Source organism: Streptomyces sp. NPDC001002, assembly GCF_053599215.1.
The window spans coordinates 41,531-67,419 of sequence record NZ_JBSFLV010000018.1; the positions used below are offsets into that span (position 1 = coordinate 41,531).

Annotated in this window: 19 protein-coding genes; 12 read left to right on the plus strand and 7 right to left on the minus strand. The window is 71.5% G+C overall.

Annotated elements, in window-relative coordinates; all coding sequences use genetic code 11:
- Positions 1-35: 35 nt before the first annotated feature.
- Positions 36-4,940 carry a DNA-binding protein gene (locus ACWDR3_RS11435; RefSeq protein ID WP_450352243.1) on the minus strand — a complete coding sequence of 1,635 codons (4,905 nt, stop codon included), beginning with the start codon at positions 4,938-4,940 and terminating at the stop codon, positions 36-38.
- A complete protein-coding gene (locus ACWDR3_RS11440) occupies positions 4,937-5,803 on the minus strand; it encodes a DUF4132 domain-containing protein (RefSeq protein ID WP_450352244.1) in 867 nt (288 codons plus the stop codon). Before ACWDR3_RS11440 ends, ACWDR3_RS11435 begins: the two co-directional genes overlap by 4 nt.
- A gap of 302 nt (positions 5,804-6,105) precedes the next feature.
- Between ACWDR3_RS11440 and ACWDR3_RS11445 the strand changes: the two genes are divergently transcribed.
- Positions 6,106-7,818, plus strand: a complete 1,713-nt coding sequence (locus tag ACWDR3_RS11445; protein WP_450352245.1) for a stealth family protein — start codon at positions 6,106-6,108, stop codon at positions 7,816-7,818.
- A 14-nt stretch (positions 7,819-7,832) separates the two neighbouring features.
- Positions 7,833-9,611: a stealth conserved region 3 domain-containing protein gene (locus ACWDR3_RS11450; RefSeq protein ID WP_450352246.1), complete on the plus strand. Its 1,779-nt coding sequence runs from the start codon at positions 7,833-7,835 to the stop codon at positions 9,609-9,611.
- 5 nt (positions 9,612-9,616) lie between these two features.
- Here the strand turns inward: ACWDR3_RS11450 and ACWDR3_RS11455 are convergent, their stop codons facing one another.
- Together ACWDR3_RS11455 and ACWDR3_RS11460 are read right to left on the minus strand one after the other, a co-directional pair.
- The gene (locus tag ACWDR3_RS11455) at positions 9,617-10,846 is read right to left on the minus strand and encodes a PP2C family protein-serine/threonine phosphatase (protein ID WP_450352247.1); all 1,230 of its coding nucleotides are present in this window, start codon (positions 10,844-10,846) and stop codon (positions 9,617-9,619) included.
- A 101-nt stretch (positions 10,847-10,947) separates the two neighbouring features.
- Complete coding sequence (locus tag ACWDR3_RS11460; protein ID WP_450352248.1) at positions 10,948-12,183, minus strand: low temperature requirement protein A; 1,236 nt, start codon at positions 12,181-12,183, stop codon at positions 10,948-10,950.
- 200 nt (positions 12,184-12,383) lie between these two features.
- Here ACWDR3_RS11460 and ACWDR3_RS11465 point away from each other — a divergent pair, with 200 nt between their 5' ends.
- From ACWDR3_RS11465 to ACWDR3_RS11475, 3 genes are all read left to right on the plus strand, one after another.
- Positions 12,384-13,022, plus strand: coding sequence for an HD domain-containing protein (locus tag ACWDR3_RS11465; RefSeq protein ID WP_450352249.1), 639 nt, complete (start codon positions 12,384-12,386; stop codon positions 13,020-13,022).
- 48 nt (positions 13,023-13,070) lie between these two features.
- On the plus strand, positions 13,071-13,991 hold the full coding sequence (locus ACWDR3_RS11470; protein WP_450352250.1) for an NADP-dependent oxidoreductase: 921 nt from the start codon (positions 13,071-13,073) through the stop codon (positions 13,989-13,991).
- A gap of 99 nt (positions 13,992-14,090) precedes the next feature.
- A complete protein-coding gene (locus tag ACWDR3_RS11475; RefSeq protein WP_450352251.1) occupies positions 14,091-14,930 on the plus strand; it encodes a lysozyme in 840 nt (279 codons plus the stop codon).
- Between the two features lie 77 nt (positions 14,931-15,007).
- Here ACWDR3_RS11475 and ACWDR3_RS11480 read toward each other — a convergent pair whose 3' ends face one another.
- Entirely contained in the window at positions 15,008-16,105 is a 1,098-nt protein-coding gene (locus ACWDR3_RS11480) for an XdhC family protein (RefSeq protein WP_450352252.1), read from the minus strand.
- A gap of 200 nt (positions 16,106-16,305) precedes the next feature.
- On the opposite strand from ACWDR3_RS11480, the gene ACWDR3_RS11485 reads away from it, so the two are divergent.
- From ACWDR3_RS11485 to ACWDR3_RS11515, 7 genes are all read left to right on the plus strand, one after another.
- Entirely contained in the window at positions 16,306-17,208 is a 903-nt protein-coding gene (locus tag ACWDR3_RS11485) for an FAD binding domain-containing protein (protein WP_450352253.1), read from the plus strand.
- A gap of 1 nt (position 17,209) precedes the next feature.
- Positions 17,210-17,752: a (2Fe-2S)-binding protein gene (locus tag ACWDR3_RS11490; protein ID WP_450352254.1), complete on the plus strand. Its 543-nt coding sequence runs from the start codon at positions 17,210-17,212 to the stop codon at positions 17,750-17,752.
- Positions 17,749-20,154, plus strand: a complete 2,406-nt coding sequence (locus ACWDR3_RS11495) for an aerobic carbon-monoxide dehydrogenase large subunit (protein WP_450352255.1) — start codon at positions 17,749-17,751, stop codon at positions 20,152-20,154. The genes ACWDR3_RS11490 and ACWDR3_RS11495 overlap by 4 nt, the downstream gene beginning before the upstream one ends.
- 106 nt (positions 20,155-20,260) lie before the next feature.
- A complete protein-coding gene (locus tag ACWDR3_RS11500) occupies positions 20,261-21,130 on the plus strand; it encodes an XdhC family protein (RefSeq protein WP_450352256.1) in 870 nt (289 codons plus the stop codon).
- Complete coding sequence (locus ACWDR3_RS11505; protein ID WP_450352257.1) at positions 21,123-22,013, plus strand: AAA family ATPase; 891 nt, start codon at positions 21,123-21,125, stop codon at positions 22,011-22,013. The genes ACWDR3_RS11500 and ACWDR3_RS11505 overlap by 8 nt, the downstream gene beginning before the upstream one ends.
- Before the next feature lie 21 nt (positions 22,014-22,034).
- Entirely contained in the window at positions 22,035-22,718 is a 684-nt protein-coding gene (locus tag ACWDR3_RS11510) for an SRPBCC family protein (RefSeq protein WP_450352258.1), read from the plus strand.
- A 10-nt stretch (positions 22,719-22,728) separates the two neighbouring features.
- A complete protein-coding gene (locus ACWDR3_RS11515) occupies positions 22,729-24,003 on the plus strand; it encodes a vWA domain-containing protein (protein ID WP_450352259.1) in 1,275 nt (424 codons plus the stop codon).
- On the opposite strand, the gene ACWDR3_RS11520 is transcribed toward ACWDR3_RS11515, so the two are convergent.
- Together ACWDR3_RS11520 and ACWDR3_RS11525 are read right to left on the minus strand one after the other, a co-directional pair.
- Positions 23,969-24,937 carry a LysR family transcriptional regulator gene (locus ACWDR3_RS11520; RefSeq protein WP_450352260.1) on the minus strand — a complete coding sequence of 323 codons (969 nt, stop codon included), beginning with the start codon at positions 24,935-24,937 and terminating at the stop codon, positions 23,969-23,971. The two genes, ACWDR3_RS11515 and ACWDR3_RS11520, sit on opposite strands and share 35 nt — an antisense overlap.
- A gap of 198 nt (positions 24,938-25,135) precedes the next feature.
- Positions 25,136-25,816 carry a class I SAM-dependent methyltransferase gene (locus ACWDR3_RS11525; RefSeq protein WP_450352261.1) on the minus strand — a complete coding sequence of 227 codons (681 nt, stop codon included), beginning with the start codon at positions 25,814-25,816 and terminating at the stop codon, positions 25,136-25,138.
- Positions 25,817-25,889 lie beyond the last annotated feature (73 nt).

Here is a 25,889-nt window from a genome sequence, read left to right on the forward strand (position 1 = left end):
GCCGGTGCTGTCCGACGCCCCCGTTACTGCGTCCGTCAGCGGCGGCGACCGCGTCGCACCCTCAGCTCCTCGAACCGGGGAGCGTCGCCCTCGCGGACCCGCTGCCAGGCCTTGCGGTACAGGTCCGCCACCGGTTCGGTCGGCACGATCACGCCGAAGGACGCGTGATCGCCGTGGACGCCGTCGAACATGGGCAGCTTCCAGCGCTCCAGGGGAACGCGCGGGGCCGGCTGTTCGGCCCAGCCGCCGGGCAGGAAGAGCGAGCGTCCCGCCCTGGTGCGGGTGGCCTCGACCACGAGGTCGGTGGCGGCCAGTTCGGCGCGGGCCTTCTTGAGGCGGGCCGGCTTCCATCCCGTCCACCGGGCGGTCGCGCGGTCGGTCGGGTCGGGCATGGCGAGCAGCATCAGGTACAGCGTGGCCGCGTCCTCGCCGAGTCCGTACGCCTCGGCCGCCTCGGTGACCAGGTCGGGCACGGAGTGGCCGGGGTGCTGGGGCCACCAGGTGCCGTCCTTGTCCCGTTCGCCCGCGATCGGCTCGCCGGGGTCGGCGAGGAGGGCGGCGAAACGGGGGTCGCGGACCAACTGCAGGGCGACCTCGGCCGGGTACGGCTGGTCGTCGATGCGAGTGGCGGGCAGATAGGGGTCCTGGCCCGCCTCGTCGAGGAGGTCGACACGGATGCCCGGGGCCGGCTGGTCGTCGTGGGTGGCGAGGACGACTGCGCCGTAGCGCTCGAATCCCGGTCCGGTCTCGGTGGGTGTGCCCGCCGTCTTCCGGAAGGTCGGGAGGCTGATGTAGCGGCCCAGGTCGAGCATGAGACCGGGGGCGGCGAGCCGCCCGCGCACGGCGGTGAGTACGGGTGGCAGCGCGGCGCGGATCGGGTCGCCGGCGGGCAGCCGGTGGGCGAGCCAGGCGGCGAGGCCGACCGAGCCGACCAGGGTCTGGTTGGTGAACCCGGTGCCGTCGTCGCCGACGGGCCGCACCCGGTCGCCGTTGACCTCCCACCGCAGATCCCGGCTGAGCTGCGGGGCGTGGGCCGGGTCCAGCAGGGCGGGCAGGGCTTCCCGTACCGGCCACGGGGCGTGCTTGAGGGTGCGGACGGCGTCGCTGAGCAGGTCCTCGGGGATGGCGGAGCGCTTGCCGAGCCTGCTGTTCCACACGGCGGCGGCCGCGGCCACGTCCGGGCCCTCGGTCCACAGGCGGACCGGGTCGGCGGGCAGCAGCGCGGCCACGACCGCGGCACGGACGGCGGCGTCGATGCCCTGCAGCTCGTCCTTGGCCAGTGCCGCCGGGGCGACCTTCACCCCGATGACGTTGCGTGCCTCCGTGCTGAGGAAGGCCCGATCGTAGGCGTCGACGCCCGGCAGTCCGGCGACGACGAGCCGGGCCATGGTCTCGGTGACGCCGGTGAGGCGGGCGAACTCCTCGGCCGCGTCCGGGAACCACGGTGCCGGACCGCGCTCGGCGAGTTCGGCGAGGAAGGAGCCGAGCCTGCCCCGGGGTTCGTCCTGGCCGATCGGGTCGCAGGCCAGGACCTTGTAGGGCTCCGGCACGGCGAACCGTCCCGCCGGATCGTGGATGAGGCCGGTGAAGTCGCAGCCGTCGTCGTCCGGGGACCCGCGTCCGGTCACCGCGACGAAGGCGCCGTCGGCCAGCGGCAGCAGCCCGTACCAGGAGCCCTCCCGCCAGTCGCCCGAGCCGGTGCGCAGCCGGTGCGCGTCCAGATGCAGGGCCACCTTGCGCCAGGTGCCGGTCGCACCCGTCTGCCCCAGCCCCAACCGGTCGAATGCGGCGAGCAGTTGCCGCAGTGTGTCGCGGTGCTCGTCGGTGGCGGTGCCGGCGGCCGCGCGGAAGGCGAGAGCCGCCGTCCGTTCGAGCAGGGTGTGCAACTCCGGCTGGCCGGTGGGCAGTTCGGGTCCGTCGAGGTGGAGCCGGCCGTCGAGCGGCTCCGGTACGGCGTCGGTCGCCTCGGCGGCGCGGGTCAGCACCCGCAGGGCGCGGAAGACGGTGTCGGCGCCGTCGTCCCGGTTCCACCAGTACCCGTTCGACGCGCCGAGACCGCTCATCGCGTCGCGGATCAGGCTGTCGGAGGGACCGGCCGGGCCCTCGTCCTCCAGGCCGCCCTCCAGCGCCCGGGTCAGCCTGGTCGCCGCCGCGTCCAGGACGGCCTGTTGGGCCGCCGCGTACCGCACGACCCCGGCGATGCCCGCGAGCAGGGCGGGGTGGGTGACGGGCAGCAGGGTGCGGATCGCGCCGGGCAGCGCCTCCGGGTCCTTGTCGGCGGCGGCCGACAGCAGGGCGGCCGTCGTGTCCCGGTCGATCTGCCGCAGTCCTGCGGAGCCCTCCGGGTCGCGCGGGGTCAGGCACTCCCAGTACTGCACCGGCGGCAGCAGCAGGGTGCCCTCGCCGAAGACGCCCGCCGTGCGGTCGGTCTTCCCCCAGGCGGTGACGACGCCGTCCGCGTCGACCAGGTCGAGCTGCCAGCCGTTGTGTACGACGGCGGTGGGCCGCTCGGCGCCCGGGAACATCACCAGCGTGAACGGCCGGCCCGCGTCGGAGGGCACCGTGAGGGTGTGTCCGGCGAGATCCTCGACCCGCGTGGAGCCGTCGGGCAGTTGCAGCCTGCGCAGGCCGACGAGGCCGTCGACGGGAGCGGAGGCGGGGGCGGCGCCGGACGTGGGGGAGGGGCGCAGCCGACCCCCGGCGAGGGTGCTGCCCGCGGGGGCGTCACGCAGAGCGTCGGCGAGGAAGGCGGGCCGGCTCATGCGTCCGAGCTCGTCGGTGGCCGGGTCGTACTCGTACCAGCCGTGCTCGTCACGGTCCTCGGAATGCGCCTGCCAGACCCAGTAGTTGGAGCCGTCGAAGAGCAGCGGACGCTCCTCGGGCACCGTGGTGTCCCCGGCGTGGAGCACACCGCGGCCGGTGGTCCTGCCGCCGCCGGGCAACGGCAGGGTGATCGGGAAGTTGCCCTTGTACCAGTCCATTTCGGTGCCGCGGGTACCGTTCGGGCCCGCCAGGCTCTCGACCCGGTCGGCGCGGGTGTGCCAGTAGCCGCGCAGGCCGTCGTTGCGGCTGTTCCAGTAGACGAGGAGTTCGCCGTCGACGTGGTGGAATCCGGGGTCGCCGTACCGGTCGCCCGTGGGGATCCGCAGGTCGTGGGTGAGCAGGGTGCCCTCGGTGCCGATCACGCGGGCCTGGGCGTCGCCGGCCACCACGAGGTGGGGCCAGGCGTCGGCGACGATCAGGTCCTCGACCTGGTTCTTCGGGACGAGGTCGGCCGCCGCGCTCTCCCAGGCGGGCCAGCCGAGTTCGTCGAAGAGACCGCCCTTCAGGGTGCGTGCCAGCACGGGCGCGAGGTCGGTGGCGATGGCCTTCCGGACCTCCGCCTCGGCGAGCGCCAAGGCCTCCGAGGGCAGCCACTTGAAACGGGCCAGCGCGTCGGGCAGTTGGGGCAGACCGACCGCGGTGAACCGCTCGACGACCGTCCGCACCCACTGCGTCAGCAGCGGACGGCCGCCGGGGGAGGCCGCCAATAGGCGGATGGCACGCAGTCCTTGCTCGTCGCCGCTGAACCGGTCCGCGCCCTTCAGGAAGGCGTCGTGGAACCGGGCGTCGGCGCCCAGGAACAACAGGTCCCGATGTCCGTCGCCCGAGGCCCACTGCTCCAACGGCAGGCTGTCGTTCTGCTCCGGAGCGGCCACGGGGATGTCCAGGGACAGCAGCAGGTCGATCAGGTCGATGTCGTGGGTGACCTTCAACGCGCCGTCGGACGCGGCGAGTTCGGCCCGAAGGCGGTCCGCCGTCCGCTCCACGAGCGGGTACAGCTCGGGCATCCGGGTCGAGCCGCGCCAGGAACGGGCCCGCTCGCGGAACGTGACGAAGCGCTCCAGCCAGCCCGCCGTGCCGTCCCGCGGACGCTCCTCCTCGGGCAGGGACGCGTCCCACAGCCCCGCCGTGGCGCCGGAGTCCTCCAGCACCTGGAGCCACAGTGCGGGCACCTCGTCGTCGTAGCCCGCCGCGGGGAGCATGTCCAGCAGGGTGCCGCGCACCCGCCGCTCGCGCGCGGCCAGCGCCACCAGCGCGGCACGGTGGCCCTTCCACCAGCCGGCCGCCGCACGCAGGGTGGCGGGCAGACCGAGCAGCTCGGACAGGTAGTCCTGTTCGGCGCGGTCGGCGTCCTGACCCGCGGCGCGGGCCAGCTTGCGCAGATCGCCCGCCATCTGCGCGGACGGCGGCAGACCGCCCGCCGTGCGGCGCAGACACAGCCGGGTGAAGCGCCGCAGCGCCTCCTCGGCCGGCACCCGGGCGCCCAACTCCTTGCCGTAGGCGGACAGCACCTTCACCGGCAGTGCGCCCGCCAGGGCGAACTCCAGGAACACCGCGTCGAGACGGTCCTCCTCGATGACCAGCCCGTGCTCGGCCTCGGCCTTGCGGGCTCGGGTGAACAACTGGGCCGCGTAGGTGGCGTTCTCCTCGGCGAGGAACACCCGGGCCGCCTGCTCGTAGAAGGTCGGCAGGAAGTGCGGGACGGAGGCCGCCAGCCGCGCGCCGAGCTCCACATAGGCGTCCAGGGCGGTCTTGGGCCGGGACTTCGCCTGCCGGGCCGCCCGCTCCAGGTCCGGTACGACACCGAGCGCGTGGTGTCCGTCCTCGGGGTGGTGCACCAGCACCCACTCCGGGAAGCCCAGCGACTGGCGCAGCCCCAGCCCCACCACGGCCGGTTCGGCGTCCTGCTCCAGGCCCAGGAAGCCGGCGGCCAGGTCCTCGGCCGCGCCCAGTTCACCCGCGACCAGCCGTACCACCACCCGGTCGTCCAGACCCGGGTGCTGGTAGCTGCGTGCCGTCAGCGGCACCGCCCGCTCACCGGCGCCCTCCGTGTCCGGCGGCAGCACCGCCCCCGCCGCGAGCATGTCCTCGTACGACACCTGCGTCCCCCCACTCATGCGTTCTTGTCCTCCTCGATGTCACGGCCCGCGTACAGCGCCGCGGCCATGCGCATCCCCTCCGACCAGGCCACCGGGCCCACCTCGCGCAAAGGCAGGGCACGGCCGTCCTGGTCCTGCCAGCTGAGGCCGCCGGTCTCCACCGTGTCCTCCCAGTACGGCTCCCCGATCCACACCGAGGCCTCCACGACCCGCCCGCCGTCGCGCACCCGGGCCGTGGAGTAGCCGCCGGAGACGCGGTAGCCCAGCGAACTGGCGCGCGCGGCGAGGGCGAAGCGCGAGCGGAACGAGCCGCCCGCGAACTCCCGCACCTCGGTGGCGTTGGGGGCGAGGTCGTCCGGCCGCTGCCAGGTCGCCCGGTGGATCTGCTCGACGCGCTGGACGATGCCCAACTCGGCCGCGAACTCCCGGATGTCGTCCAGGTCCGGCAGCAGCACCGGGTGCGGCAGGGTCACCGTGCGCGGGGACAGCCGTACCGTCTCGCCGTCGAGGTTCACCACCCGCAGCTCGCCGTCCTCGGTGGTGCCCCGCAGGAAGCCGACCTCGTCCGGGTCGTCGCCGACCACGGCCAGGTCGCGCAGGGCCGACTGCCAGGCCTCGTCCGGCCACACGCGGGCCAGCAGGCCGGTGGGGACGGGCAGCGACGACACCATCCAGGAGTCGACCTGCGCGACGCACCCCGCTGCGTGCCGATCCAGCCATTCGGCGAAGCGCCGCAGCCGGTCCACCTCGGGGTGATCCTTGAGCGCGCGCGGCAGGGACTTCAACTGCCGCCCCGCCGACCGGCCCCCGGTGGCACGCGCCGCCACCCGCCCCTCCACCAGGGCGACTTCATACCCGTCACCCGCCGACAGCCAACCCACGATGCCCCCGCCTCCCACATCAAGACAGCCTGAAGAAAGCACAGTTCGGCCGGTCCCTCCCGGCGTCTGTGCGACGACATGCGGAACGTTAGCGGCGATCACTGACATTCGGCCGAGCGGGCTGTGGACGGGCTGAAATCAGCCACCGCGGCCGGGTCGCGCTTAGCACACCACGTAATGAGCCAGCTGTGTGGGGCACTTCCAACGCGTTAAATCTCAGCGAACTTTTCTACAACCATTGGTCACGCGCGCCTGTCTGGTTAGCAAGAGTGTGCCGAGGTTCGTCAAGAGGAGTTCAGAACGTGACCGTGCGTTCCTTTGCCAGGCGGATGCGACCGCGAGTGGAGCGGAAGACCGCCGAGGGGCTGTGGCAGCTGCGTACGATGCGAAAGCGCCGCAGATCGGCGGTCACGGACCCGGCGCTGCGCCCGGTGACGGTACGCGGCCAGCATCTGTACGGGCGGGTCGTGACGAGCTTCAGCGCCGCCGAGGCGGCCGCCGCCAACCTCGATCTGGTCGTCGCCGCGCTGGAGCAGGAAGGCATCGCCTACTTCCTCGTGCCGGCCTCCGGCACCCGGCACACGGTCGGGCTGAACGCCGTCAACCGGGAACGCTTCCTCGCCGCCTTCGAGGCGCGGAACGCGGACCGGGCGGTCTTCATCGGCCGCCCGCTGCCCGGCGGCAAGCTCAAGCACCCTGCCCTGCTCATGGACGGTGTCCTGCCGGCCGCGCTGCGCACGGCACCCACGCTGCGGATCGGCGAGAACCACCTCGGTCCCGCCGGTCAGTTGCTCGGCGGCCCCGACCTCGCCTGTGACGTCGAGTTCTGGGAGGACGGCGCGCAGCTCCTGGCCCGCGAGGACGGGGAGCGGCGCCTGGCGAAGGTCCAGCCGCAGGCCTCCCAGGACGTCTTCGCCGAGTCCCTGGTCGCACCCCGCACCAACGACATCGCCGACGTGCTGCCGACCTCCGAGCAGACTCCGGCCACCCTGCGGATCGCCGACCGTGAGCTGCCCACCTTCGGCCCGCTCACCCTGCCGACCGTCAACGACGTGACCTTCCCCGTCGACGTCGTCTACACCTGGGTGGACGGCGAGGAGCCCGAGATGCGGGCCAAGCGCGCCCGCCATCAGGGCCTCGGCACCGCCGAGATCCTCGACAAGGAGACCAACGCCTCCCGCTACACCAGCCACGACGAGCTGAAGTACTCGCTGCGGTCGCTCGCCATGTACGCGGACTTCGTACGGCACATCTACCTCGTCACCGACGGGCAGAAGCCCCACTGGCTCGACGACACGGCACCGGGCATCACGGTCGTGGACCACCGCGACATCTTCCCGCCGGACGTGCTGCCGGTCTTCAACTCGCACGCGATCGAGACCCGGCTGCACCACATACCCGGCCTGTCGGAGCACTACCTCTACTTCAACGACGACGTGTTCGTCGGCCGCCGGGCCAGCGCCGAGACCTTCTTCCACGGCAGCGGCCTCATGAAGATCCCCGTCTCGCCCCTGAAGATCGGCATCGGCAAGCCGCACGCCGAGGAGACGGCCACCAACTCCGCGAGCAAGAACGTCCGCCGGCTGCTGCTGGAGAAGTTCGGCCGCATGACGACCAACAACTTCATGCACACCCCGCTGCCCCAGCAGTGCGAGACCCTGCGGACCCTCGAAGAGCTCTTCGCCGACGACATCCGCCGCACCACGGCGTCCCGCTTCCGCTCGCCGCAGGACATCGCCATGACGGCCCCGCTGCTCTACCAGTACGCCCTGATGACCGGACGCGGTGTGCCGGGCAGGTTCAGCTTCCGGTACGTCAACATCAGCCGCCCCGACGCCGAAGCGCGCCTCGCCGAGCTGGCCCGTACCCGCCGCTTCGACTTCTTCTGCCTCAACGACGTCGACGTACCGCCGGAGGAGCGCGAGCAGGTCGGCACCCGCATGCACGCGTTCCTGGAGGACTACTTCCCCTTCCCGAGCCCCTTCGAGAAGCAGTCCGTCGAGAAGCAGAGCTGAAGGGGGGTACGTCCATGGATCTCCGCCACCGTTTCGTGGCGCCCCCGGGCCTGCGTGCCGCCCGGAACCTGCTCCGGCGCCTGGGCCTGTGGCTGTCGGCCCGGCTGTGGGCGCTGCGCGCGGCCCGGGCCCGCCGGCGCCTGCGGGCCGCCGTCCCCGGCCTGCGCCGGATCGCCCGCGGACCGATGCGGCTGTACGGCCAGACGGTCGCCGGCTACACCGCCGCCGAGGCCGCCGAAACCGACCTGGAGCGAATGTGCGGCCTGCTGGAGGCCGCCGGTGTCCCGTACTTCCACATCCCCGCGGGCCAGAGCGACGGCACCCGGCCGGTGATCGGTGTCGAGGACGGCCACCGTGCCACGATCCTCGCCCAGGCCACGCGCCGGTTCGCCGGCGGCGTCGCCTACGTCGGCGCGGTCGACCCGCACGGCACGGTGACCCGTGCGGTGCTGTGGGCCGACGGCAGGCTGCCGCGGGAGCTGAGGCGAGCCCCGGTGCTGCGCGTCGGAGTGATCCGCCTGGGCCCCGAGGGGCAGGTGTTCACCGCACTCGACACCGGCTGCGACCTCGAGTTCTGGCAGTACGGCCGGGACCTGCCGGCGGCCCGGAAGCCGGACCCCGTGTGGCTCACCGTCCCCGGCACCCGGCTCGGCGAGACCTTCGGCACGGCGCTCGTCGCCCCGCGCCGCAACCCCGTCTCCGAGGTCGTCCCGGCGACCGCGCAACAGCCCGCCGCGGTGGCCGGCCGCCGCCACAGCGTGCCGACCTTCGCCGCGTTCGCCGAACCGGGCATCGACGAGGTGCGCTTCCCGATCGACGCCGTGTACACGTGGGTCGACGGCGACGACCCCGTGCTGGCCGCCAAGCGCCGCGCCCACCAGGACCTCGACCGTGGCGGCATCGCCCCGCGCGAGACGGGCGCCTCCCGCTACACCAGCCACGACGAACTCAAGTACGCGCTGCGCTCGTTGGAGATGTATGCCGATTTCGTCCGGCACGTCTACCTCGTGACCGACTCGCAGATCCCCGCCTGGCTGAACCCGGAGGCGGCGGGCCTGACCGTGATCGACCACCGGGACATCCTGCCGCCCGACGCGCTCCCGGTCTTCAACTCCCACGCCATAGAGAGCCGGTTGCACCACATCCCGGGCCTGTCGGAGCACTACCTCTACCTCAACGACGACGTCTTCTTCAATCGCTCGGTACGGGCCGAGACCTTCTTCCACGGCAACGGCATCGCCCGCATCCCCCTGTCCCCGCTGAAGCTCGGCGTCGGCGCCCCGCACCCGCTGGAGCCCGCCCCCAACTCGGCGGGCAAGAACGCCCGCGAGGTCATCAGGCGCTTCCACGGCAGGCAGGTCACCCACAAGTCGCTGCACACCCCGCACCCCCAACTGCTGTCCGTCATGCGGGAGATGGAGAGCCGCGGGATCGAGGAGCTGGAGCGGACCGCCTACTCGCGCTTCCGCTCCACCGCCGACGTCGCGCCCGCCTCCACCCTGCACCACCACTGGGCCATCGCGACTGGCAGAGCGGTCCCGGCCGACTACCGCTTCCGCTATGTGGAGTTGGGGACACCGGACATGCAACGACGCCTGGCCCGCCTCGCGGAGGGCGAGGACGTCGACTTCTTCTGCCTCAACGACGTCGACACCGCCCCGGCCACCAGGGCGCGGGCCCAGGCCGCCATCCACGCCCTCCTGGAGTGGAAGTACCCCTTCCCGAGCCGCTTCGAGGGAGCGCTCCGCCCGACACCGGACTCAACACGTGCGGGGTTCTTGCGAGTTGGGTGACACCGTCACAGCCGCAGGACGACCAGGGCCGTGTCGTCGGTGTTGCCCCCGCTGGGGAGCAGATCGGCGAGGAGGGCGTCGGCCAGGGCTTCGGGTTCCGCGTCCCGGTGACGGGCGAGGGAGCCGGCGAGGCGGGCCAGACCGCGGTCGATGTCCTCCGTACGGCGTTCGATCAGTCCGTCGGTGTACAGGACGAGAGTGGCGCCCTCGGTGAAGGGGATGCTCGTCTCCGGTCGGCCGACGTGCTCGGGGCGGGCGCCCAGGGGCGGGTCGGTGGCCCGGTCGAGGAAGGTCACCGAGCCGTCGGGGTCGAGCAGGGCCGGCGGAGGGTGGCCCGCGCAGCTGTAGGTGATGGTGCGGTCGTCCCAGTCGACGAACGTCGTCACCGCGGTGGCCGACTCGGCGCCCTCGACGAAACGGGCGTACAGACCGAGCGCCTCCAGGGCCGAGCCCGGCCCGTCGGCGACCCGGCAGGCCGCGCTCAGGGCGCTGCGCAGCTGGCCCATGGCGCAGGCGGCCGCCAGACCGTGCCCGACGACGTCACCGACGGCGACCGCCATGCCGCCGTCGGGCAGGTCGACCAGGTCGTACCAGTCTCCGCAGACGTTCAGCGCGCCCACCGCGGGCCGGTAGCGGACGGCCGCCCTGTGGTGGCCGACCGGTCGCGGCGGGGGCAGCATCGCCGCCTGCAGGGTCAGCGCCACCTCGCGCTCATGGGCGTGGGCCCGGCGCAGTCGCTCGTTGACCTCCTGCAGCTCACGCGCCCGGGTGTACAGCTCGGCCTCCAGGACCCGGGCCCGTCTGTCGTCGGCCTTGCCGCCGAAGGCTCGGATGAACTCGGTGACCTCCTCCACCCGGTGGGCGATCAGCATGACCTCCCCGTCCTGGTCGAGTACGGGCGCGTTGACCGGGCTCCAGACGTGCTCCACCCACTGGCCGGGCCGCTGGGGGTCCTCGATGTCGTAGCGGACCAGCGCCATGGTGTCGCGCTCGCCGGTGGCCACCGCGCGCAGCATCGACTCCCGGGTCTCGCGCATCCCGGCCGCCGCCGGGTCCTTGGGGTTCTCGGGGAAGACGTCGAAGATGTAGCGGCCGACCAGTTCCTCGCGGGTACGTCCCGACAGGCGCTCGAAGTCCTCGTTGGCGTCGACGTAGACCAGCTCGGGGGTGAGCAGCGCCACCATGCCGGGCAGCGCGCGGAAGACCGCCGCGTAGTCGATCTCCGGATCCTGCATGGTCTGCCCGATTCGTCGCCGAGGTTCGATGTGTCGTTCCACGATAGGAGGGATCCGGCCACCAGGCCCGGAAAGTGCTCTCTTCGGGTCCCGATGAGTGCTCACGCCGTTGACGTCCCCGTTCCGGTGCCCACGGCCTGTTTCGACGGCTTCGACGACCGTCGTTCGTAGAGCATCGGCCACACGGTGATCAGGACGAGCAGCCAGACCAGGGCCACGGTCCTGACGTGGGCGCCGAAGGCGGCCAGCAGCAGCGGCAGTACGCAGCAGGGCAGGGCGACGGACAGCAGCCAGCGCCGTTCCCGGGCCGCTTGGCCCAGCCAGGCCAGTCCGCTGAGCAGGAAGTACCCGGCCAGCGCCGAGCACAGCAGCCAGCGGGTGGCGTCCGGCAGTGTCTCCAGGTGCTCGGCGGCGGCTCCGAGCGCGGCGGCCAGGGCGGCGAGGCAGCCGGAGACGAAACAGTGCAGGGGCAGTGCCGCGCGGGCGGGCAGCACCCCGGCCGCCAGGTGCGGCACTCCGGCGTAGCCGTGCCGGAAGGACAACGCCCACAACGCGGCCAGCAGGAAGAACGCCGCGACGGCGAGCGCGTACAGCTTCCTGTCCCACTCCGCGTCCGACGTGGCCTGGACCACCTGGGCGACACCCTCACCCAGCACGATGATCACGAAGAGACCGAGCCGCTCGCTCAGATGCTCCGTCTGCGACCGGGCGAGCGATGTGCCTCGTCCGGAGTCCCGCCGGGCGGGCCGGTTGCCGAGCCGCTCCCGGGCCACCTGACGCTCGACGATGTCCCGCGCGGAGACCGCGAACGTGACGTACAGATCAAGGGCGATACCCAGGGCCCAGAGCCAGTAACGGGTCGGTTCGTGAGCCCACAGGGAGACGATCCACGGGATCACACCGAGCGACATCTGCGCGGCCGGCCAGTCGACGAGGATCTGCCGACGGTGCTGCCAGGCCCGTGTCGCAAGGGCTCGGATCAGGATGTACGCCAGGGCGAACACACGCGCGTGCTGATCGTCGCCCTCGTGCACGCCCGGCACGGCAGCGGCCATGACGGCCATGCCGAACATCGCGGCCAGCACCGTACGGACGTGGGTGTTCTCGTAGGCCACGTTCGCGTACAGGGTGAAGCAGATCCACGCCGTCCAGAAGGCGAGGAACAGCAGCGCGTACAGGCCGAGGTCGGACACCTCGGGGACCCCGTGCAGCAGATGCGCGATCTGCGCCACGCCCGCCACGGCGACCAGGTCGAAGAACAGTTCCAACCAACTGGCGTGCCGGTTCTCCTCGTTGGTCGGTCGCGGGACCGCTGCCGTCGTGTCGTCGTCGCTCACGGCACCACCATGCCCTGTCGCCGATCATGGCGTCCCTCGGTTCGCTCATCCCCGCATGTCCGGATCCGAGGGGTTGATGGCCGGACGCGAGAGGCGCGGAAGGCAGTGCGGTGGGCATGGTGGTGTACGGACGCACGGTTCCCACCGTGCTACGGACGCACGGTCCCCGCCGTGCGCATCACCCGGAAAGCGCGAGCCTCATGACCGACACCATCGCCGGAGTGGAGATTCCCCGGACCGCGGCCGTCACGGAGGCGACCGAGATTCTCCGTGGAATGACCGGATCGCTTCTCTTCCACCATTCCCGGCGGGTATTCCTCTTCGGCAGCCTGCAGGCGCGCCGCCTCGGCCTTCAACCCGATCCCGAGCTGTTGTACGTCGCGGCCATGTTCCACGACGCCGGTCTGGTGACCCCGTTCTCCGCGGCGGAGCAGCGCTTCGAGGTCGACGGAGCCGATCACGCGCGGGCGTTCCTGCTCGGCCGCGGGTTCTCGAAAAGCGCCGCCGACGTGGTGTGGGAGGCCGTGGCGCTGCACACGACGCCCGGGATCCCGGGCCGGCTGGGGCCGGAGACGGCCGCCACGAACCAGGGCGTGCTGACGGACGCCCTCGGCTGGGGCCTGGACGCGCTGGACGGCGACGCGGTGGAGGAGATCCTCGCCGCGCACCCGCGCGGAGAATTCAAGAAGGAATTCCTTCAGCAATTCGTCGAAGGGCTCAAGAACCGCCCGGACACCACCTACGGGACCATCAACGCGGATGTGCTGGAACACTTCGTTCCCGGTTTCCGGCGCGCGAGCATGGTCGACCGCATCACCGACGCGCCTTGGCCGAGCTGACCGTAGAAACACTGGAAACCGTAGAAACACCGGAAGGAGACACCGTCCATGCGAGCCATCACCGCCCAGGACCGGGATGCCGGCGCCACCGGGCTGACCCTCACCGACCTGCCGTATCCCCATGCCGCCGAGAACGACGTCGTCGTACGCGTGCATGCCGCGGGATTCACCCGGGGCGAGCTCGACTGGCCCGGCAGCTGGACGGACCGTGCAGGGCGGGACCGCACGCCGAGCGTGCCCGGGCACGAGGTCTCCGGCGTCGTGGCGGAACTCGGTTACGGCACCACCGGCCTCACCGTCGGCCAGCGGGTCTTCGGCCCGACCGACTGGACCCGCAACGGCTCGCTGGCCGAGTACGTCGCCGTGGAGGCCCGCAACCTGGCCCCGCTTCCGGCGGACGTCGACCACACGGTGGCGGCCGCGCTGCCCATCTCCGGACTCACCGCCTGGCAGGGCCTGTTCGACCACGCCCGGCTCACCACCGGCCAGAGCGTCCTGATCCACGGTGCCGCGGGCGCCGTCGGCTCGATCGCGGTGCAGCTCGCACGGGAGGCGGGCGCCCACGTCACCGGCACCGGCCGGGCGGCAGACCGGGACACCGCGCTGGCCTTGGGCGCGCACGCGTTCCTTGACCTCGACACAGACGGGTGGCAGCAGGCGGGGGAGGTCGATGTGGTCTTCGACGTGATCGGCGGCGACATCCTCGACCGCTCCGCCGCGCTCGTCCGCGCCGGCGGCACCCTCGTCACCATCGCCGCGCCGCCCAAGGTCCGCCCCAAGGACGGACAGGCGCTGTTCTTCGTCGTCGAACCCGACCGCGCCCGTCTCGCCGACCTCGCCCAGCGGGTCAGGGACGGACGGCTCAGCGTGCGGGTCGGCGAAGTGCGGCCGCTGGCCGAGGCCGTGGCCGCCTTCGCCCCGGCCAGGCGGGTCGCCGGCCGGACGATCATCCAGGTCGTCGAGGAGTGATGAGCCTTCCTGACGGCCCGGTCATCGGCGCACGCTCGCGCGGCGGAGAGATCCTCGTCGGCCGTACATGACGTGCGGCCCGGCACGACCCGGGGTCGGATGGGAGGCGTGCAGAGATCCAAAACATCGCGGTACGACCGCGCACGCCTGCGTCTCATCGTCCTGCTGACCGGCCTCGGCCTCACCGTGGCGGCGGCACCCCCGGAATCCGAACCCGCGCCCGCGCGGGGCAACGCCTACATGGGCATCGGAGTCACGGCCCACGAACGAACCACCGGCACACCGGAGGCGATACCCCCGGACACACGAGCCGTGTGGACGGAGGGCGTCGACGTCTCCAGCCACCAGCGCGACGTCGCCTGGTCCACCCTCTGGAGCAGCGGCACCAGATGGGCCTACACGAAGGCCACCGAAGGCACCTCCTACCAGAACCCGTACTTCACCCAGCAGTACGGCGGTTCCTACGGCGTCGGCATGGTCCGCGGCGCCTACCACTTCGCCGTACCGGACTCCAGCAGCGGCACCGCGCAGGCCGACTACTTCGTCGACCACGGCGGGGACTGGTCCGGCGACGGCCGCACGCTGCCCGGCGTCCTCGACATCGAGTGGAACCCGTACGGCGCCTCCTGCTACGGCAAGTCCACGAGCGGCATGGTCAGCTGGATCCGGGACTTCGTGAACCGCTACAAGGCCCGCACCGGACGCGCCGCCGTCATCTACACGTCCACGTCCTGGTGGACCAGTTGCACCGGCGGCTACACCGGCTTCGGCGCCACCAACCCCCTGTGGGTCGCCCGGTACGCCTCGTCGGTGGGGGCGCTCCCGGCGGGCTGGTCGCAGTACACGATGTGGCAGTACACGTCGTCCGGAGCGACGGTCGGCGACCACGACAGATTCAACGGATCCCCGGACGCGCTGCGGGAGTTCGCCGTCGGGTGACAGGAAAGTGCGCCGGACACGGGGTCGTTCTCGCCGAGGACGGCCCCGGTCGCATCGGCTCGCCCCGAGTTGGGGACTCAGCGGTGAATGGCCAGGTGCGTGTCGCTCAGCCTGCTGCCGCTCCCGCCCCACCGCAACGCGATGATCTCCGCCGCGATCGCGACCGCGGTCTCCTCCGGAGTGCGGGCACCGAGGTCCAGGCCGATCGGTGAAGCCAGCCGGGACAGCGCCTCCTCGCTGACGCCCGCCGCACGCAGCCGCACGAGCCGGTCCTCGTGGGTGCGGCGGCTGCCCATGGCGCCGATGTAGCGGGCCGGTGTCGTCAACGCCCGCTCCAGCAGCGGCACATCGAACTTCGGATCGTGGGTGAGCACACAGATCACCGTGTTCTCGTCGACGGGGTTCTGGTCGAGAAAGTCGTGCGGCCACTGCACGATCAGCTCGTCCGCGTCGGGGAACCGCTTGCGGGTCGCGAAGACGGGACGTGCGTCGCAGACCGTCACGCGATAGCCGAGGAACTTGCCCATCCGCGCCACCGCGCCCGCGAAGTCGATCGCGCCGAACACCAGCATCCGCGGCGGCGGGGCGAAGGACTCCACCAGCACCGCGACCTCGCTCCCGCGCCGCTCACCGGCTCGGCCGACGCGGATGACGCCGGTGGTGCCGAGCGCCAGCATGCCGTGCGCCCGCTCGGTCACGCCCTCGTCCAGACGGCTGTCACCGAGGGACCCGAGGCCGGTCCGCTCGTCGGAGAGAACCACCAACTGGCCGCCCGACAGCGCGGGTTCGAGAACCGAGGCCACCGCGACGGGCGTACCCAGGGCGATGCGGCGCAGCACCTCGGGCAGTTCGGGGAAATGGGTCGCGCCCATCGGCCGCACCAGCACCTCGACGGTGCCACCGCAGGTCAGGCCCACGGTGAAAGCATCGTCGTCGCTCACTCCGTACCGCTCGACCACCGGCCGGCCCGACGCGATGACCTCACGGGCGACCTCGTAGACGGCCCCCTCGACGCATCCTCCCGAGACGCTGCCCACCACCTCGCCGTCCTCGGCGACGGCCATGGCGGCCCCCGGCTGACGCGGTGCCGAGTTCCAGGTGCGGGTGACCGTGGCCATCGCGAACGCCTTGCCTGCCGCATGCCAGGTCCCGATCGTGTCGGCGATGTCCCGCATCAGGGCTCCCTTCGCCCGGCCGGCCGTGAGCGCAGCCTGTGCCGGGTGTTCGCCCGCGTCAACGGCGACTTCAGCGATCGCTTAGGTGGCGCGGGACGGATTAAGCGACTCCTTAAGTCGCTGTTGACGGATTCGGTGCCGGGAGGCCGAATGACCGGACACGACGACGTCGTCGCCCAGGTACGCAGAGAGGGATCGCGATGCAGGTTCCCGCGCCATTCGAGTACGAGCGCGCCACCAGTGTCGATCACGCGATAGGACTGCTCGACCGGCTCGGCGACACCGCGCGGCTGATCGCGGGCGGGCACAGCCTGCTGCCGATGATGAAGCTGCGCCTCGCCAACTTCGAGTACCTGGTCGACATCAACGACCTGTCGGACGAGCTCGGTTACATCACCGTCGAGCCAGGACTGATCAGGATCGGTGCCCTCACCCGCCACCGCGAGTTGCTGGAGTCCGCCCAACTCGCCGACCCACTCCCGATCTTCGCCGACGCGGAGCGCGTCATCGCCGACCCCGTGGTCCGCAACCGTGGCACCCTCGGCGGCTCGCTCTGCCAGGCGGACCCTTCGGAGGACCTGTCCGCGGTGTGCACCGCGCTCGACGCACGGTGCGTCATCCAGAACAAGGACGGCCGCCGCGAGGTGAGCATGGAGGACTTCTACCGCGGCCCCTACGAAACGGCGGTCGGCGACGCCGAGATGCTGATCGAGGTCCGCTTTCCCGTCCGTCCCGGCGGATCGAGCGCGTACGAGAAGGTCGAGCGGCGGGCGGGGGACTGGGCGGTCGTCTCCGTCGGCGTGGCCGTGTGGCTGGACGGGGACGTGATCTCGGACGCGCGGGTAGGTCTGGCTGCCGTAGGGCCCAACACCACCGGACTGCCCGAGATCTCGGAGGCCATGAGGGGCCACCGTCCGTCGGAGGAACTGTACGAACGGGCCGGCACCATCGCCGCCGCTTCCTGCGATCCGGTGACCGACCGCCGCGGCAGCGCCGAGTACAAGCGGCACCTCGCCAAGGAACTGACCATTCGCGCACTGCGCCGCGCCGTGGACCGGGCACGCACGTCGACAACGGCCGTACGCGGCCCGCTGGGAGGCTGACATGCAGGTCACGATGGTCGTCAACGGTGAGGAGGTCACCCGCGAGGTGGAGGGACGGCTCCTGCTCGTCCACTTTCTCCGCGATCACCTCGCGCTCACCGGCACCCATTGGGGCTGCGACACCAGCAACTGCGGCACCTGCGTGGTCTGGCTGGACGGCGAACCCGTCAAGTCCTGCACGGTGTTGGCCGCGATGGCCGGCGGACACGAGGTCCGCACGGTCGAGGGGCTGGAGACGAACGGCGAACTCGACCCCGTCCAGCGGGGTTTCATCGAGTGCCACGGACTCCAGTGCGGCTTCTGCACGCCCGGCATGATGATGACCGCACGCGCCCTGCTGGACCGCAACAAGAACCCGTCGGACCAGGAGATCAGGGAAGCGATCTCGGGCCAGATCTGCCGGTGCACCGGCTACGCCACCATCGTCAGGTCCGTCCAGTGGGCCGCCGCCGAGGAGGCGGGCACCAGGACGACCGCACCGGCCGACGACGGCACACCCCCGGACACGACCGTCGCCGGCACGGCGTCGAGGAGGTCGTCATGAGCACGGTCGCCGATCACCCCGCGGAAGGGCCCGTCACCTCGTTCACCGACAACGACCAGCACCCCGTCGGACACGGGCGCATGCTCCGCAAGGAGGACCCCAGGTTCGTGCGCGGCCGGGGCCGGTACGTCGACGACGTCCAACTGCCTGGCATGCTCCACCTCGCGATCCTTCGCGCCCCGATGGCACACGCCCGCATCCTGAGCGTGGACACCTCGCTCGCCGAGGCCCATCCCAAAGTGAAGCTCGTCGTCACCGGCGCGATGCTCGCCGAGAAGGGCCTCGCGTGGATGCCGACCCTCTCCAACGACGTCCAGGCCGTGCTCGCCACGGACAAGGTCCGCTTCCAGGGCCAGGAGGTGGCGTTCGTGGTCGCCGAGGACCGGTACGCGGCCCGTGACGCGCTCGAACTCATCGACGTCGAATACGACATCCTCGACCCGGTCATCGACGTACGCACCGCACTCGCGCCCGAGGCCCCGGTCATCCGCGACGACCTCGAAGGCAAGGCCGACAACCACTGCTTCGACTGGGAGACCGGCGACGAGGCCGAGACCGCCGCCGTGTTCGAGCGCGCGGACGTCGTCGTCAGCCAGGACCTCGTCTACCCGCGCGTGCATCCCGCGCCGATGGAGACCTGCGGCGCGGTCGCCGACTACGACTCGGTCGAGGGCCGCCTCACCCTCTGGTCCACCAGCCAGGCCCCGCACGCCCACCGGACGCTGTACGCGATCGTCGCCGGACTGCCCGAACACAAGATCCGCGTCATCTCACCCGACATCGGGGGCGGCTTCGGCAACAAGGTGCCCATCTACCCCGGCTATGTGTGCGCGATCGTCGGCTCCCTCCTCACCGGCAAACCGGTCAAGTGGATGGAGGACCGCTCGGAGAACCTCACCAGCACCGGATTCGCCCGCGACTACGTGATGCGCGGCGAGATCGCCGCCACCCGTGAGGGGCGCATCCTTGCGATCCGCACCAACGTCCTGGCGGACCACGGCGCGTTCAACGGCACGGCCGCGCCCGTGAAGTACCCGGCGGGATTCTTCGGGGTCTTCACCGGCAGCTACGACATCGAGGCCGCCTACTGCAAGATGACCGCCGTCTACACCAACAAGGCCCCCGGCGGCGTCGCCTACGCCTGCTCGTTCCGCATCACGGAGGCCGTCTACCTGGTCGAGCGCATCGTCGACTGCCTCGCCTTCGAACTCGACATGGACCCCGCCGAGTTGCGGCTGAAGAACTTCATCAAGCCCGAACAGTTCCCCTACCGCAGCAAGACGGGATGGGTCTACGACTCCGGGAACTACGAACCCACCATGCGCCTGTCCATGGAACTGGCCGGGTACGAGGAGCTGCGCCGCGAGCAGGCCGAGAAGCGGGCGCGCGGTGAACTCATGGGCATCGGAATCTCGTTCTTCACGGAGGCGGTCGGCGCCGGGCCGCGCAAGGACATGGACATCCTCGGCCTCGGCATGGCCGACGGCTGCGAACTGCGCGTCCATCCCACCGGCAAGGCCGTGGTCCGGCTCTCCGTGCAGTCCCAGGGACAGGGCCACGAGACCACGTTCGCGCAGATCGTCGCCGAGGAGATCGGCATCCCGCCGGCCGACATCGACGTCGTCCACGGCGACACCGACCAGACACCCTTCGGCCTGGGCACCTACGGCAGCCGCTCGACCCCGGTCTCCGGCGCGGCGGCGGCACTGGTCGCCCGCAAGGTCCGCGACAAGGCACGGATCATCGCCTCGGGCATGCTGGAGGTCTCCGTCGCCGACCTGGAGTGGAACAAGGGCGCCTTCCACATCGCCGGCGACCCGGCCAAGTCCGTCACCATCCAGGACATCGCCATGCGCGCGCACGGCGCGGGCGACCTGCCCGAGGGGGTGGAGGGCGGCCTGGAGGCGCAGATCTGCTACAACCCCGAGAACCTGACCTACCCGCACGGCGCGTACATCTGCGTCGTCGACATCGATCCCGGAACCGCGCAGGTCAAGGTCCGGCGCTTCGTCGCCGTGGACGACTGCGGCACCAGGATCAACCCGATGATCATCGAGGGGCAGGTGCACGGAGGCCTCACCGACGGGGTCGGCATGGCACTGATGGAGATGATCGCCTTCGACGAGGACGGCAACTGTCTCGGCGGCTCGCTGATGGACTACCTGATACCGACCGCACTCGAAGTCCCCGACTGGGAGACCGGGTTCACCGTCACCCCCTCGCCGCACCACCCCATCGGCGCCAAGGGCGTGGGGGAGTCCGCGACGGTCGGCTCGCCACCCGCGATCGTCAACGCCGTCGTCGACGCGCTGCGCCCCTTCGGCGTCCGGCACGCCGACATGCCACTGACGCCGTCACGGGTGTGGGACGCGATGCGAGGTCGGCCCGAGCCGCCCATCTGACGCCAAGCCCTCGACGCCCGTTGACCCAAGGAGGTGGACACGACCCATGCCGACAGCGAATCCGGCGCCGACAGCGCCGGAACGGCCGCCCTCACTGAGTACGCGGATGCAGCAACTGACCGCCGCCCGCGTGCCGTTCGTCCACGCCACCGTGGTCCGCGCCCAGGTGCCGAGTTCGGCGCACGCCGGTGACGAGGCGATCGTGCTCGCCGACGGAACCATCGACGGCTTCGTGGGCGGCGTATGCGCGGAGACCAGCGTACGAACGGCCGCGCTCGGCGCGCTCGACGGCGGTGGGCCGCTGCTGCTGCGCGTCCTGCCCGAGGACGAGACCGGGTTCCCCGAAGCGCCGGGCGCGCGCGTGGTGGTCAACCCCTGCCTCTCGGGCGGGGCGTTGGAGATCTTCCTCGAACCGAGGCTCCCGCCACCGCTCGTCGAGATCGTCGGCCGGACGCCGGTCGCGGACGCGGTCGCCGCCATGTGTGAACTCCTCGGCTACACCGCGGCCCGGTCGCTGCCGTCGGAACACCTGCCCCGAGGAACCGACGCCGTCGTGGTGGCGAGCCACGGCCGCGACGAGGAGGAGTCGTTGCGGAGCGCGCTGGCGGCCGAGGTGCCGTACATCGCACTGGTCGCCAGCCGTGCACGTGGCGCGTCGGTGGTGGCCGGCCTCGACCTCCCGGACGCGGACCGCGCCCGGATCAGCAGCCCGGCCGGCCTCGACATCGGAGCACGTACCGCGCCGGAGGTCGCCCTGTCGATCCTCGCGGAGGTCATTACCTCGGTCCGTACACGGCGGGCCCTGCCGGCGAGTGAAGGCACCTCCGCCGCCGCTGAGAGCGCCACGGACCCGGTCTGCGGCATGACGGTCACCGTCCTGCCCGACACACCCCATCTCACCGTCGAGGGAGTGGACCTGTGGTTCTGCGGCCCGCACTGCCGCGACCGGTACGCGTCCGCGCAGCGCGATGAGTGACGCCTTCGCGGACGCCGACGACGTCAGGCGACGGCTCGACGAGGTCGACTACCTCGTCGACGAGGGCACGGCCACCGCGCTGTACCTCGCCGTCGCATTGGAACGCCCCCTGCTCGTCGAGGGCGAGCCGGGTGTCGGCAAGACCTCCGCGGCCAAGGCCCTCGCCGCCGCGCTGGACGCCCCTTTCATCCGGCTCCAGTGCTACGAGGGACTGACCGCGGCCGAGGCCCTGTACGAGTGGAACTACCAGCGGCAGCTCCTCGCCATCAGGCTGGCGGAATCACGTGCGGAACAGCTCACCGACGCCGACCTGTTCACCGAGGAGTTCCTCCAGGACCGACCGATCCTGCGGGCGATCCGACATGCCGGCCCGATGGCACCCGTGCTGCTGATCGACGAGATCGACCGGGCCGACGACGAATTCGAGGCGCTGCTCCTGGAGTTCCTCGGCGAGGCCGCCGTCACCGTCCCGGAACTCGGCACCTTCCGTGCCGAGCGCCGGCCCCTGGTCGTCCTCACCTCCAACCGGAGCAGGGAACTGCACGACGCGCTGCGCCGCCGCTGCCTCTACCACTGGATCGACTTCCCCGCACCGGAGCGGGCGGCCGACATCCTGCGCAGATCCGTACCGGCCGCGAGCCGCCCGCTGATCGCCTCCGCGACGGATTTCGTAGGCCGGGTCAGGCAGTTGGATCTCGACAAGGCCCCCGGAATGGCCGAGGCCATCGACTGGGTCTCCGCCCTGACCGCACTGCGCGCCACGAACCTGGTCCGCGCCGACATCCTCCGCACCCTCAGCGCACTGGCCAAGAGTCCCGACGACCACACCACCATCACGGACGCGCTGGACGAACTGGGCTATCCGCAGCCCGCGTCCGCGTAGCGCGGGAACGGACGCCAACCGATGAGGATCGACAACAAGTTCACCGTCGACGCACCGATCGACCACGCCTGGGAGGTGTTGACGGATCTGGAGGGCATCGCGCCCTGCATGCCCGGCGCCGAACTCACGGGCGTCGACGGGGGCGTCTACAGCGGCAAGGTGAAGATCAAGGTCGGTCCCGTGATCAGCCAGTACGCCGGGACCGCCGAGTTCGTACAGAAGGACGAGGCCGAACACCGGGCCGTGATCCGGGCGAAGGGCAAGGACTCCCGGGGCGCGGGCAACGCGTCGGCCGTCATCGACGCGAGGTTGACCGCGGAGGGGGACGTCACCACGGTCACCGTCGAGACCGACCTCAACATCACCGGAAAGATCGCCCAGTTCGGCAGCGGGATGATCAAGGAGGTCTCGGAGAAACTGCTGGGCCAGTTCGTCAAGAACCTGGAGACCCAGCTCCATACGACACCGGAGGCGCCGATTTCCGCCGCGGCGCCGGCGAATTCCTCGAAGGAGGAGGAACAGAGGCAAGGCCAGAAGCAAGAACAGAAGGAAGAGCAGACGACCGTCACCGCACCAGCCGCGCACACCACCGCCCCGGTCGATCTCCTCGACCTCGCGGGATCCTCCGTCTACCGCAGGCTGATACCGGTCCTGGTCGTCCTGGTCGTGGTCATCGGGATCGTCGTCTACTTCCTGGCCCGGTGAGCCGGACGCCATGAACGCCCCCGCCTCCGCCCCGGCCCTGCTGCGCGGTGTCGACCTCGCCGCCTTCGCCACCGCGTTCGCGGTGCGGTTGCGGCAGCACGGCGTCGGGGTCGGACTCACCAACAGCGCGACCTTCGTGCAGGCGTTGACCGTGTCACCGCCCTGGACCCGGACCGAGCTCTACTGGACCGCCCGGATCTGTCTGGTGCGGCGCGACGACCAACTGCCGTACTTCGACGCGGTCTTCGCCGCCGTCTTCGAGGACGCGGTCCTCGCACTCGACCCCAACGCCCGCAGAGAACGCGGCCCTCAACGCACCCAGGCACCAGAGGGCAGCCCGGGCCGGGGAGCCGACGAGAGCGTCGACCGAGGAGGGCTCCCGTGGGTGACGCTGCCCCGCATGGTCGAGGACGGCGACCAACAGGACGCGCAAACGCCGGAGTCCGGGCTGCTCGTACCCCGCCCCCGGGCCAGTGGAGACCCGGGAAATCTCGACGTGCCGTTCGAGCAGTTGGGCCCCGAGGAGACCGCCCTCCTGGGCCGTTGGCTGGAGAACGCCGTACCCACCTGGCCCCGGCGTCGATCGCGGCGGCTCGCGCCGGTCGGCGGCACCCGCGGCCGCATCGCGCTCAGGCTCACGCTGGCCCGGGCTCGCCGGACCGGCTGGGAGCCGCTGTGCCCCGTACGGGTGCGGCCCGTGCACGCACCGCGTCCCGCCGTCATGCTCTGCGACGTCAGCCGGTCCATGCAGGCACAGGCAGTCGCCTACCTCCATCTGATGCGTGCGGTCGTCCTGCGAGCGGGCGTCCGTGCCGAGGTCTTCGCCTTCGCCACCTCCCTCACCCGGTTGACGCCCGTCCTCGCGCACCGGTCCGCGCAGACCGCGATCGAGAACGCGACGGCCCAGGTCACCGATCGGTTCGGCGGTACGAGGATCGCGAGCAGCGTGCGGGCCCTGCTCGACTCACGGCACGGTGAGTGCGTGCGGGGCGCGGTCGTGATCATCGGCTCCGACGGATGGGACGCGGACAGCCCGGAGGAACTGGCCGAGGCGATGCAACGGTTGCGGCGACGTGCCCATCAGGTGATCTGGATGAACCCGCGCGCGGCGGCGCCAGGCTTCGAGCCACGCGTCGGAGCGATGGCGGCCGCGCTCCCGTACTGTCACCGCTTCCTGCCCGCCGACACCTTTCACGACCTGGAACGCGTGCTGGGCGAGATCGCCACCGTGCGAAGGGACGGCTCGCGCGTCAACTCCACAGCGTCACATGGATCGCGGGCCTGAAGCGTCCCGCGTTGACACCCCCACCGCGCAGCATCGCCTGGGTGGCGCGAGGCGTCGTCACAAACCGCACCAGTTCCTCGGCCGCGGCCGGTGCCGTACGGCCGGAGAGCGTCGCCGCATGCCATGCGCTGCGCGCGTTGAGCGCGGGCACGGACAACTGCCGTAGATCACCGGCCGCGACGTCCTGGGTCACGGCGGACGACAGGACCAGGGCCACGCCCTTGCTGTGCTTGGCCTCCTCGACCGCGGCGGTGTGGCTCTGGAAGATGCGCTGCTGCTCCTCCGGGACGTTGATCTGGCGGAGCACCGTCGTGGCCAGGTCGGCCCGGTCGACGGCGGAGGGGCCCAGCAGCCAGGTCTGCTGCCTGAGTTCACTGACCGACGCCTCGGTGCCCAAGGGGCGGCCGGCCAGGGCGTGTTGGGGACCGACGACCAATGCCATCGCGTAGTTCAGGAACGGTGCGCACGCGATCTTCCCGTCCGTGGACGCGGGCCGGGGGCCGAGGGCCACGTCGATCGTGCGGTTCACCAGCAGTCCCGCGAACTGGTGGCTGCTGTGCACGCTCAGCTCGACGTCGAGGTCGTCCGCGCGATTGGCGAACAGGTCGATGAGGCCGGGAGCGGCGTACTCGGCGAAGAGACTGGACGCCCCCACCCGCAGGAGCCGGCGCCCGAAACCCGCCTGGCTCACCTCCAGAATGGTGCGGTCCTGAAGGCCCAGCAGCTCGGTCGCGCGGCTGGCGAGACGCAGTCCGCCCGGGGTGAAGGCGAGACCGGCTCCCGTACGCGCGAACAACTTGTCGCCGAGTTGCTTGCGCAGGTGGGCGACGTGCATCGAGACCGCCGCCTCCGACACCGACAGGTCGCGGGCGGCGGCCTTGACCGAGCCGAGCCGTACGACGGCCGCGAACGCCCTCAGCTGAGTAGGCGTCACGTGATCCTCCCCTGTGTCGTTGTCGGTTCAAATTATCTCGCGTGATCGCGGGAGGCTACAGATCGCGAGAGGGATTGTGCCGTGCGGACGAGACGGGGAGGGCCGCGTCCGCAGGACTGCGCGGGGTGGGTCGGAGTGTACTTCGCTCGGCGCTCAACTCGCCGAGTGGAAAAGGGGGTTGGGCGGGATCCGCAGGCCTCAGCGCAACCGGCGTGCGCGCAGCACGATGTCGTCCGTGTGGTGGGCCCCGGCACCGCCCTCGGGGGCCACGCGCGGGCGCTGCTCGTCCACTTCGACCGCCCAGTCGTCGTCGAGCAGCGCGGCGACCATGGCGGGCCAGACGTAGTCGGCCGGGTCGAAACCGCTGTCGTCCGGCTGGTGGGTGTCCATCCCCGCGTGGTGCACGAGCAGCAGCACACCACCCGGGGCGACGGCGGCGAGCAGCGCGCGCTCGGACGCGGAGTCGGGGGTGCGCAACAGGGCCGGGTACTGGGCGGAGACCAGATCGAAGGAGGCCGGCGGGAGCGCCGCGCCCGTCAGCGCCGCGTGGATCCAGCGAACGGTCACGTCCGCGTCCCGTGCGTGCCCGACCGCCCGCTCCAACGCCACGCCCGAGACCTCGAGCGCGGTCACGTCCCATCCGCCGCGGGCGAGCCAGACGGCGTCCGCGCCCTCGCCGCAGCCGACGTCGAGCACCCGGCCAGGGGTGAGCGAGGCGACCTCGGCCACGAGCGCGCCGTTGGGCCGTCCGCTCCACAGCTGCTGCCGGTCGGCGTACCGGGCGTCCCATTCCTCACGCAGCGCGGGGTCTCCGGCGTAGGCGCCGGCGGGCGAGGGGGCGTCGAAGGCAGCCGATTGCGCAGCGATGTCGTCAGTCATGCGCCCACCGTCGGCCATGACGTCCTCGCGGGACCACTTTTGTTGCCGTTCCCGCAAATCGACGTCCCCCGAG

What these genes read in the sequence shown, in the direction of transcription:
- ACWDR3_RS11455 (WP_450352247.1), bottom strand. Translation starts at nt 10,846, where the DNA reads ATGCAGGATCCGGAGATCGACTACGCGGCGGTCTTCCGCGCGCTGCCC.
- ACWDR3_RS11435 (WP_450352243.1), bottom strand. Translation starts at nt 4,940, where the DNA reads ATGAGTGGGGGGACGCAGGTGTCGTACGAGGACATGCTCGCGGCGGGG.
- ACWDR3_RS11495 (WP_450352255.1), top strand. Translation starts at nt 17,749, where the DNA reads ATGAGCACGGTCGCCGATCACCCCGCGGAAGGGCCCGTCACCTCGTTC.
- ACWDR3_RS11465 (WP_450352249.1), top strand. Translation starts at nt 12,384, where the DNA reads ATGACCGACACCATCGCCGGAGTGGAGATTCCCCGGACCGCGGCCGTC.
- ACWDR3_RS11475 (WP_450352251.1), top strand. Translation starts at nt 14,091, where the DNA reads ATGGGAGGCGTGCAGAGATCCAAAACATCGCGGTACGACCGCGCACGC.
- ACWDR3_RS11490 (WP_450352254.1), top strand. Translation starts at nt 17,210, where the DNA reads ATGCAGGTCACGATGGTCGTCAACGGTGAGGAGGTCACCCGCGAGGTG.
- ACWDR3_RS11480 (WP_450352252.1), bottom strand. Translation starts at nt 16,105, where the DNA reads ATGCGGGACATCGCCGACACGATCGGGACCTGGCATGCGGCAGGCAAG.
- ACWDR3_RS11450 (WP_450352246.1), top strand. Translation starts at nt 7,833, where the DNA reads ATGGATCTCCGCCACCGTTTCGTGGCGCCCCCGGGCCTGCGTGCCGCC.
- ACWDR3_RS11500 (WP_450352256.1), top strand. Translation starts at nt 20,261, where the DNA reads ATGCAGCAACTGACCGCCGCCCGCGTGCCGTTCGTCCACGCCACCGTG.
- ACWDR3_RS11485 (WP_450352253.1), top strand. Translation starts at nt 16,306, where the DNA reads ATGCAGGTTCCCGCGCCATTCGAGTACGAGCGCGCCACCAGTGTCGAT.
- ACWDR3_RS11525 (WP_450352261.1), bottom strand. Translation starts at nt 25,816, where the DNA reads ATGACTGACGACATCGCTGCGCAATCGGCTGCCTTCGACGCCCCCTCG.
- ACWDR3_RS11510 (WP_450352258.1), top strand. Translation starts at nt 22,035, where the DNA reads ATGAGGATCGACAACAAGTTCACCGTCGACGCACCGATCGACCACGCC.
- ACWDR3_RS11505 (WP_450352257.1), top strand. Translation starts at nt 21,123, where the DNA reads ATGAGTGACGCCTTCGCGGACGCCGACGACGTCAGGCGACGGCTCGAC.
- ACWDR3_RS11515 (WP_450352259.1), top strand. Translation starts at nt 22,729, where the DNA reads ATGAACGCCCCCGCCTCCGCCCCGGCCCTGCTGCGCGGTGTCGACCTC.
- ACWDR3_RS11470 (WP_450352250.1), top strand. Translation starts at nt 13,071, where the DNA reads ATGCGAGCCATCACCGCCCAGGACCGGGATGCCGGCGCCACCGGGCTG.